The organism is Deinococcus sp. (assembly GCF_030523985.1).
In the GTDB taxonomy this organism is placed as follows: domain Bacteria; phylum Deinococcota; class Deinococci; order Deinococcales; family Deinococcaceae; genus Deinococcus.
This window is the reverse complement of record NZ_JAUNHK010000071.1, coordinates 1-7,990: the sequence shown is the minus strand read 5'-3', so window position 1 is coordinate 7,990 and position 7,990 is coordinate 1. Positions and strand designations below refer to the sequence as shown.

Below are 7,990 nucleotides of genomic sequence, written 5' to 3'. Positions count from 1 at the left end.
GGGGGACAGGGGCTTAACGCTGGCGCTGTGCAAATGGCGGTCAGTTTGCTGGACTGACGGCATTTCTCGATTGCACGGGGTCTAGACGCTGCTGCTTCGCTGCTCGTGTGCGGCCCGTGCGCTTCGCGCCCGACGGCCCTGGAATTCTGCGTTCTACGACTTTGCGAGTGGTGTCGCAACGGGACTTGAAAAGCTGCTGACTGGAGAAAAGGCTCTTTACGTCAAATCTTCTTGACGGTTAGACCTTTCGACCTTTTGACCCTTCGATCACCAACCGCTGCACTTCTTCGGCGGTTGGTGGTCTTCTTGGCAGGGTCGGGGCGCGGGGCTATTCTGCCCGTCATGCAAGCCCGCGCTGTCGCTCACATTTCTGCCGCCGCCCTTCAGAACAACCTGAGCGCACTGGCGGCGCGGAGCGGGACGCAGTTGCTGCTCCCCGTCAAGGCCGACGCCTACGGGCACGGCATGACGCTGGTGGGCCGGGTGGCGGCAGCGCACCCCGACGTGTGGGGGCTGGCGGTGGCGACCCCGGCAGAGGCGGCGGCGCTGGCCCAAGCTGTGCCCGGCAAGCCCATTTTGCTGCTCACGCCGCCCGCGCCGGGCGAGGTGGGGCCGCTGGCTGACCTGGGCGTGCGGCTGCCTGTGGGTACGCTGGCGGAGGCGGGGGCGCTGCCTGCCCACGCCAGGGCGCACCTGAAGGTGGACACGGGCATGAACCGCCTGGGAGCGCGGCCCGCCGACGCGGTGAACGTGGGCCGGACGCTGGCAGAGCGGGGGCAACTGGAGGGCATCTACACCCATTTCGCCACCGCCGACGAAGCGGATTTGTCGTTTGCCCGCACCCAACTCGAACGCTTCCGGGGCGTGCTGGACGCCCTGCCGCCTGCCCTGGCCCACTGCGCCAACGGGGGCAGCATCCTCAGTTTTGGGCGACTGGACGGCATGAGCCTGGCCCGGCCTGGGCTGGCGTCCTACGGCTTTGCCCCAGAGCATCTGCGCGGCGTGTGTGACCTGCGCCCGGTCATGACCTTGCGGGCGCGGGTGACGCAGCGCCACACGGCCTACACGGGTGAAACGGTCAGCTACGGCGGGCTGTGGCGGGCTGAGCAGGACACCGAAATCGCCGTGGTTGGCCTGGGCTACGCCGACGGCTACCCGCGCAACGCCACGGGCCGCGCCTCGGTCATCATCGGCGGCGAGCGTCGCCCGGTGCTGGGCCGCGTTTGCATGGACCAGGTGATGGTGGACGTGACCGGATTGGACGTAAAGGTGGGCGACTGGGCCGAAGTCTGGGGCGCGGGCGAAATCAGCGTGACCGACGTGGCGGCCTGGGGGGACACCATCGAATACGAGGTGCTGACCGGAGTGGGCGGGCGGGTAGAGCGGCGGCTGGCAGAGTAGAACGGAGTCTTGCTCAGCCCGCTTGCGCCCCCCGCGCCGCGTCTCCGGCGGCCCGCAGCGCCCGCAGGTCTTTGAATCCGCCCACGAAGAGGGCCACCCGCAACTCCTGGATGAAGTTCCTCAGCCACGCTTCGGCGGCGGCGCTGCTGTCCAGGGCGGGTTCGAGCAGGGGCCGGGCCACCGCCACCACCTCGGCCCCCAGCCACAGCGCCCGCGCCGCGTCCAGCCCGCTCCGAATGCCGCCCGAGGCGATCAGCGGGGTCTGGGGCACAGCGGTTTTGGCCTGCCGGAGGGCTTGCGCTGTCGGAATGCCCAGTTCACACAGGTCGGGCGCGATGACCCGTCCGTGCGCCACGAGTTGCTCGACCCGCGCCCAACTCGTGCCGCCTGCGCCCGCCACATCGAAGGCCGCGAAAGGGCCATCCGCGAGGAGTTGCAGCGTCTGCGCGTCCAGCCCGTGCCCGACTTCCTTGACGATGACCGGAAAATCGAGTTCGCGGGCCACCTGTTTCAGTCGGTGGGCCAGCCCTTTCCAGCGGGTGTCGCCGCCGAGTTGCATGGCTTCCTGAAGGGGATTGAGGTGAATGGCGAGGGCGTCGCCCATCACCTCGTCTACGGCGCGGCGGGCTTCGGCGGCCCCGTAGCCCAGCATGAACTGCGCCGCGCCGAGGTTGCCGATGAGCAGGATATCGTGAGCGACCTCACGCACGTTGAAGGTGTCCCAGGTTTCGGGCCGTTCCAGCATGACCCGCTGTGACCCCAGCATCATGCCGATTCCCAGATTTTTGGCCGCCAGCGCCAGATTCCGGTTGATTTGCCGCGCCTTCTCCGCGCCGCCCGTCATGGCCCCGATCAGCAGCGGAGCTTTAAGGGGCCGTCCCAGAAACGTGGTGTTCAGGCGCACGTCCTCCAGGTCGCCTTCCGGCAGGGCGCGGTAGGGCCAGGGCACCGTTTCCAGGCCCGTCTTGACCTTCTGATACTGGCTTTCGGGCAGCAGGCAGGCTTCGATGTGGCGCAGTTTGCGGAGTTCGAGTCGCCCGGCGCTCATGTGTCTCTCCCGGCACCCAGCACCTGCCGCGCCTTTTCGGGCAGGGCGCGGCGGTCGGTGCGGCGCAGCTCCGAGCGGGATTTGCCCAGGTGCAAACACAAATAGGTTTCGGCCTGTGCCTTCAGGAACATCACATATCCCTCCTCGCCGCCGCTGCGGGCGCACTCCAGGGCCAGCAGGTCGAGCTGCTCTTCCAGTTGCCGCAGCGCCAGATACCTCGCTCCGGTGGCTCCGCTGTCGCCCAGGCGTTCGCGCAGGCCCGCCAGCCCCTCGGGGTCGCGCAGCAGCAGCCGGGCGGCCCGGCGCACCAACGGGTCGTCCAGCGTCAGGGCGCAGTCGCGGCAGGGCTCCTGCGCGGGCTTGGGCGGGCTGGGTTCGCCGCACACCGGGCAGGGCCGCCAGCCCTGTTCCTCGCGCCAGCGCCGGGCGCGGGTCACGGCTTCGGCGGCCCTCAGCGCGACCTGCTTGAGTTCGGGGTCGGCCACCTCTTTGACCAGTTTGCGGGCGCGGGCGCGGTCAGGCGCGGGCAGTGGCGCGGCGCGGGGAGCGTCGGGCGGGGGCCGGATGTGGCCCACCGAAAAGCGCAGTTCGGTGAGGCGCTGCCGTTCGTCCAGCAGGCTGTTGAGCCGCTCCAGGAAGTGGTGGCGCTGCATGGTGAGGTGGTGGGCCGCCGCACTGTCCCGCACCTCGACAAAGAGCGTGCCGCCCTGCACCGAACGGGGCCGGGTCAGCCGGGAAATTTCGGGGCCGACCGCCTGAGGCCACAGCAGCAGCGCCCGCGCCCGCTGCACGCCCGTGCCGAGTTTGCCCTGTGCCAGCGTCGCGCCCATCAGCACGGACATGTCGAGGGGGCCGGATCTGCGGCGGGTCATGGGGTGCCGCAGAGGGGCGGAGGGCGGAGGGCAGAGGGCAGAGAGCGGAGCGTAGAGAGGTTCATGCTGTTCCCTCTACCCTCCACTCTTTACCCTCCACCCTTTCCACGGGCGTAAAGCGCCCCGCCTGAGCTTGCAGGGTCAGCACGGCACCGGGGGCACGTTCGGTTCCGGTCACGATGGCCTGGGGCACGCTGGCGGCGAGGTCGAGCAGGTACTGGCGGCGGTGCGGGTCGAGTTCGGCGGTGAAGTCGTCGAGGAGCAGCACCGGGTCTTCACCGAATTTTTCGCGCAATAGTTCCAGTTCGGCGCGGCGCAGGGCCAGGGCCACCGTGCGGCCTTCGCCCCGGCTGGCGTAGTCGCTGGCGGGAAAGTCGCCCAGGGTGAGCAGCAGGTCGTCGCGGTGCGGCCCGGTCACGGTGGAACCACGGGCCAGTTCCTCGGCGCGGCGGCTCCGCAGATCGGCGGCGTAGGTGTCGGGCGAGGTGGTCTCGGAGAGCGTCAGCGTCAGCGGTTTGCGGCTGCCCAGGTTGGCGTTGGCTTCGCGGGCGAGTTCGTCCAGCCGGGTCAGGGCACGGCGGCGAAACTGCATGATGTCGGTGCCGAGTTTGACCAGCACATCGTCCCAGACGTGCATGGCCCATTCTTCCCCGGCCCGCAGGGCGGCGTTTCGCTGCGACACGGTGCGCTCGTACCGTGAAAGCTGCTCGCCGTAGCGGGCGCTGAGGCGCGACAGCAGCGAGTCGAGGTAAGCCCGGCGGCCCGACGGTGGCCCGAACACCAGTTCGCTGTCCTCCGGGCGAATCCACACCGCGCCGCCGCGTGGCAGGTCGCCGGTCCTGACCCGCACGCCATCCACCTTGAGCTGCCGCCGCCCCCGCCCCAGCCCCACTTCCTGAATGCTGAGGCTGCCGCCCTGCTGCAAGTCGGCCCGCACGTAGGCTTCAGTTTCGCCCGCCTGAATGAGTTGTTCCAGGCGCGGCGCATCGGTCTGCCCGGTCAGGGCGAGGTACGCGGCTTCGAGCAGATTGGTCTTGCCCGCCCCGTTCTCGCCGTAGATACCGGTCACGCCTTCCGGGAAATCGAGCGTCCCAGGCGCGAGATTCCGGTAATTCAGGGTCGAGAGGGCCGAGAGACGCACATCCCCCATTGTAGGCGCGGCAGCCCTGTCAGGACTGTAAGGCCGACTCTGCGGCGGGGACGAGGCCCTGGTCGAGGGGTCAAGCAGTCCAGGCGTCAAGACTCGGCTTTCTCGGCCTCCCGACTTCCGGACTCCTCGACGAACTTTTCCCTTACGCCTGCCCCCTGCGCCCCTGGGGAATGGGCGAGTTCGGCACTTCCTCCGTGGCGGGTTCGATGATTCGCAGGTTGGTTTTGGTAAACAGCGGATGCTCCGGCGAGGGCGGTTGCTGCCCGGTCGCGCGGTCAATCAGGTCGAGCGTATCGGCCAGCGCCAGGTCGAAGGCCCCGACTTCTCCCGTCTCGAAGGCCAGCCGCCACGCCTCGTAGCTGCCCAGGTCGGCGGGCAGGGCCACGTTCTCCTGAAGCAGTTCCAGCACGCTCTGGCGCAGCACCTCTTCGGCAAAAGGCGCGTGCTGCAACTCGGTGATGGTGCCGCCGATGGGCGGGCGGAGCGAAATGTCTTCGACCTTGAGGCTGACCGCCACCAGCCCTTCGGCGTTCTGGTCGCGGCCCAGCACCAGCAGCGTCGAAGTCTCCTCGCCGGGGCGGGTGCGGTAAGTCCAGCGTTGACCGGGCGCGAAGTCTTTCATGCCCGTCAGACTAGCCCCCGCTGGCCCCGGCTGCCTATCCGCCATTTTGCGCAGACGGGGTGCCAGAATAGGGAGCGTATGCCCCGCGCCCTGCTGCTCACCCTGGCCGCGCTGCTGAGCGCCTGCTCTCCCCGTGTGCTGAGCGCCGAGGGCTGGAGCTTTCGGATAGGCGATGCGGCGGGCGAGGTGCGGCTGGTATCCCGGCAGGAGTTCGGCGTGTGCTCGCCCAAACTGGTGGGCTGCACGGTGCCGCTGGGACACGGCTGCCTGGTCATGCTCGACCGTGACTATTTTCTGAACGGCACGCCCCGGCAGCGCACGCTGCTGCTCGCGCATGAAGTCGGGCACTGTCTGGACGCCTCGGTGCTGGAATACGGGCATGGCGGCATCGGCGCGCAGGGGGCCGTGTACGGCGAGTATTACCGCCCAGCGGTGGAAGGCTTTGCCGAAAGTTATGCGCGGGCCTACGTCGCCGTGTGTGGCGACAACCTCGCGCCACTGGGCTACGGCAGCGGGCCAGCGTGCGCCCTGCCCGACCCGAGGACGGTGCGGGTCAGCCTGCCCTGAAGACGGGAGCCAGCAAAAAAATCCCCGGCTTCAGGGACACCGAAGCCAGGGAAAGGGACGGGGAGGACTCAGCCGCGCACGAGCCGCACCGTGTCGCCCTCCAGCTTCACCGAGTAGCTTTCGTCCAGGTCGGTGAAAATCACGGGCGTGACCACGCTGGGCACCTTGCCGCGCACCTCGTTCAGATTGACTTCCAGCAGGGGCTGGCCCGCTTGCACCCGGTCGCCCTGACCCACCAGAGCGCGGAAGCCTGCGCCGCCGAGTTTGACCGTGTCGATGCCGAAGTGGACCAGCACTTCCAGCCCGTTGTCGGCCCGCAGCCCGACGGCGTGGTGGGTGGGGAAGAGGGTCACGACCTCGCCCGTGACCGGGGAGCGCACCACCCCGTCCGAGGGGTCAATGGCAAAGCCCGCGCCCATCATGCCCGCGCTGAACACCGGGTCGGGCACGTCGGAGAGCGGCAGCACCCGGCCCGCCACAGGCAGCGTGAAGTCGGCGGGCAGCGGCGAGTCGGTGGCGGGAGCGGCAGGGGCGGCAGCCGCCACAGGAGCAGCCACTGCCGGAGCCGCAGCCGCCTGCACCGGAGCCGCCACATAACGTCCCTGCGCGATGACCTGACGAATCTCTTCCTTGATCTGGTCGCTGCGGGTGCCGTACACGGCCTGCACGCTGTTGCCGACTTCCAGCACGCCCGCCGCGCCGAGTTGCTGCAACCGACTCTTGTTGACCAGCGACTTGTCGTTCACGCTGACCCGCAGGCGGGTGATGCAGGCGTCCAGATTCTGAATGTTGTCGGGGCCGCCGAGGGCTTGCAGGATGCCCAGCGCCAGTTCGGGGTTTTGCCCGCCCGCATTTGCCACGGGTTCGTTCACGGCGTCTTCGGTGAGTTCTTCGCGGCCCGGCGTCATGATGTTGAACTTGCGAATCACGAAACGGAAGGTGACGTAGTACACGGCGGCAAAGGCGAGGCCCACCACCGGAACCAGCCAGGGCAGCGTGCTCTTGGGCATCAGCAGGAAGTAGTCGATGGCCCCGCCCGAGAAGGTAAAGCCGCTGTGCGAACCGAGCGCCGCCATCACCATGAAGCTCAGGCCCGTCATCGCCGCGTGAAAGACGTACAGCACCGGGGCCACGAACATGAACGCGAATTCGATGGGTTCGGTGATTCCGGTCAGGAAGCTGGTCAGCGCCGCCGAGAGCATGATGCCCGTGATGGCCTGCCGCCGCTCGGGGCGGGCTTCCTGCACGATGGCGAGGGCCGCGGCGGGCAGCGCGAACATCATGATGGGAAAGAACCCGGTCATGAAAATCCCGGCGCTGCGGTCTCCGGCAATGTAACGGGTCAGGTCGCCGTGAACCACGGTGCCGTCAGGCTTGGTGAATTCGCCCGCGATGAACCAGAAGGGCTGATACCAGATGTGATGCAGGCCGAAGGGAATCAGCAGGCGGTTGACGAAGCCGAAAATGCCGCTCGCCAGCACGGGTGCGCCGTTGACCGCCGCGTTGGAAAAGGCGTTGAGGCCCGCCTGCACCGGGGGCCACAGGTAGGTGAGCAAGACGCCGACCACGATGGCCGCCGCCGCCGTTACAATCGGCACGAAGCGGCGGCCCGCGAAAAAGCCCAGCACCGGATGCAGTTTGATGTCCTTGAAACGGTTGTACAGGAAGGCGGCGAGGGCACCCATCAGAATCCCGCCGAACACCCCGGTTTGCAGCGAGTTGATGCCCAGCACCGTCGCGTACGCCCCCTTGGACGCCGCGCTCAGTTCGGCAAATTTGGCGGCGTCTCCCAGGCCCAGGTAGGTGCTCATGGTGGCGTGCATGACCAGAAAGCCGACCAGTGCCGCCAGCGCCGCGACCCCAGCGCCGCCCGCCAGACCGATGGCGACCCCCATCGCAAAGATGATGGGCAGATTGCCGAAAATCACGTCGGACGCGCCGACCATCATCTTGCCGACGAATTGCAGCCACGCGGGAATGGAGGCGTGCCAGCTGTAGCTCGGGTCGTTGAAGGCCGCGCCGAAGCCCAGCAGCAACCCGGCAGCGGGCAGCACGGCGACCGGGAGCATCAGCGATTTGCCGACCTCTTGCAGCGCGGCAAAGGCGGTCTTTTTGGGCGGGGGCACAGGCGCAGCGCCCGCCGAGCGGGGAGGGGTGGACACGGTCATGGAAACTCCTTCAGGGAAAAGGGACGGAAATGAATGTACGGAACAACTGAAAAGAAAAAAGGTGAGTTAAGATAGCGGATTCACGGCGTCGGAAACCCGCAGAGCTCGGGCGTCCCGGTCAGACAAACCCTGCGCCCCGGCCCCCGCAGCCCGTAAGCTCGG

Annotated in this window: 7 protein-coding genes; 2 read left to right on the top strand and 5 right to left on the bottom strand. The window is 68.1% G+C overall.

The window, feature by feature from the left end; all coding sequences use genetic code 11:
* The first annotated feature begins 342 nt into the window (after positions 1-342).
* Positions 343-1,401, top strand: a complete 1,059-nt coding sequence (alr, locus tag Q4C89_RS10545; protein ID WP_303102571.1) for an alanine racemase — start codon at positions 343-345, stop codon at positions 1,399-1,401.
* A 13-nt stretch (positions 1,402-1,414) separates the two neighbouring features.
* Here the strand turns inward: alr and fni are convergent, their stop codons facing one another.
* The 4 genes from fni to Q4C89_RS10525 form a co-directional block, all read right to left on the bottom strand.
* On the bottom strand, positions 1,415-2,449 hold the full coding sequence (gene fni, locus Q4C89_RS10540) for a type 2 isopentenyl-diphosphate Delta-isomerase (RefSeq protein ID WP_303102570.1): 1,035 nt from the start codon (positions 2,447-2,449) through the stop codon (positions 1,415-1,417).
* Positions 2,446-3,321, bottom strand: coding sequence for a DUF721 domain-containing protein (locus Q4C89_RS10535; protein ID WP_303102569.1), 876 nt, complete (start codon positions 3,319-3,321; stop codon positions 2,446-2,448). Before Q4C89_RS10535 ends, fni begins: the two co-directional genes overlap by 4 nt.
* Before the next feature lie 61 nt (positions 3,322-3,382).
* Positions 3,383-4,471 (bottom strand): DNA replication and repair protein RecF, encoded by a 1,089-nt coding sequence (gene recF / locus Q4C89_RS10530; protein WP_303102568.1) that lies wholly within the window; start codon positions 4,469-4,471, stop codon positions 3,383-3,385.
* Positions 4,472-4,613: 142 nt separating this feature from the next.
* The gene (locus Q4C89_RS10525) at positions 4,614-5,093 is read right to left on the bottom strand and encodes a hypothetical protein (RefSeq protein WP_303102567.1); all 480 of its coding nucleotides are present in this window, start codon (positions 5,091-5,093) and stop codon (positions 4,614-4,616) included.
* Positions 5,094-5,171: 78 nt separating this feature from the next.
* Between Q4C89_RS10525 and Q4C89_RS10520 the strand changes: the two genes are divergently transcribed.
* Positions 5,172-5,660 (top strand): hypothetical protein, encoded by a 489-nt coding sequence (locus tag Q4C89_RS10520; protein ID WP_303102566.1) that lies wholly within the window; start codon positions 5,172-5,174, stop codon positions 5,658-5,660.
* A gap of 68 nt (positions 5,661-5,728) precedes the next feature.
* Here Q4C89_RS10520 and ptsG read toward each other — a convergent pair whose 3' ends face one another.
* Complete coding sequence (ptsG, locus tag Q4C89_RS10515) at positions 5,729-7,828, bottom strand: glucose-specific PTS transporter subunit IIBC (RefSeq protein WP_303102565.1); 2,100 nt, start codon at positions 7,826-7,828, stop codon at positions 5,729-5,731.
* Positions 7,829-7,990: the final 162 nt, after the last annotated feature.

Bases quoted from the DNA above. Each gene is read 5' to 3' on its own strand.
- Q4C89_RS10525 (WP_303102567.1), bottom strand. From the start codon at position 5,093: ATGAAAGACTTCGCGCCCGGTCAACGCTGGACTTACCGCACCCGCCCC.
- Q4C89_RS10520 (WP_303102566.1), top strand. From the start codon at position 5,172: ATGCCCCGCGCCCTGCTGCTCACCCTGGCCGCGCTGCTGAGCGCCTGC.
- ptsG (WP_303102565.1), bottom strand. From the start codon at position 7,828: ATGACCGTGTCCACCCCTCCCCGCTCGGCGGGCGCTGCGCCTGTGCCC.
- alr (WP_303102571.1), top strand. From the start codon at position 343: ATGCAAGCCCGCGCTGTCGCTCACATTTCTGCCGCCGCCCTTCAGAAC.
- Q4C89_RS10535 (WP_303102569.1), bottom strand. From the start codon at position 3,321: ATGACCCGCCGCAGATCCGGCCCCCTCGACATGTCCGTGCTGATGGGC.
- fni (WP_303102570.1), bottom strand. From the start codon at position 2,449: ATGAGCGCCGGGCGACTCGAACTCCGCAAACTGCGCCACATCGAAGCC.
- recF (WP_303102568.1), bottom strand. From the start codon at position 4,471: ATGGGGGATGTGCGTCTCTCGGCCCTCTCGACCCTGAATTACCGGAAT.